At 58.8% G+C, this 561-nt stretch carries 1 protein-coding gene; it reads right to left on the minus strand.

What is annotated here, in order from left to right; genetic code table 11:
• On the minus strand, window positions 1-544 hold a 544-nt coding region (locus GY725_25160; protein MCP4007482.1), incomplete at its 3' end, for a tetratricopeptide repeat protein.
• Window positions 545-561 lie beyond the last annotated feature (17 nt).

The following is a 561-nucleotide window of genomic DNA, read 5'->3' on the forward strand; positions in this document are numbered from 1 at the left end:
CCAAGGCTCGAGCGGGATCCCCCGATTCCCGGTAAACGTTACCGATGGAGCCCAGAACCAGTGCGCTTCTCCGTTGATCGCCGAGCTCTCGCAGGATCTCGAGGACGCGCTCATTGAACTCGATCGCTTCGTCATAGCGGCCGAGAATCTTGTAGAGATCGGCAACATTGCCCAGCGCCACCGCCACTCCCAAAGGGGCGTCCCCCACGCCTTCGAAGTGGCGATAGGCGCGAAGGTGATACTGGAGGCTCTGCTCGAGGTCCCCGAGTCTCCGGTAGATATTTCCTATCGAAATCAGGATACTCCCGAGTTGGAAGCCGTCGAGCTCCTGCGAGAGGGTGAGAGCCTCGTTGAACGTTGCCAAGGCGGTTCCCCAGGCGCCGGCTCCCTTTTGATTAAAAGCAATCGCCCGGAGACTCCGCAGCAGAGCCCGCTGGTCACCGCTGGCACGGGCCAATTGCTCGCATTCCTTGCCATACCGCAGTCCGGCTTCATAGTTTCCATCTGCGTGATAGATCCATGTGAGTGCAGAAAAAAGTTTCATTTTGCGCTCGTCGTCCC

Source organism: bacterium (assembly GCA_024226335.1).
GTDB lineage: Bacteria > Myxococcota_A > UBA9160 > SZUA-336 > SZUA-336 > JAAELY01.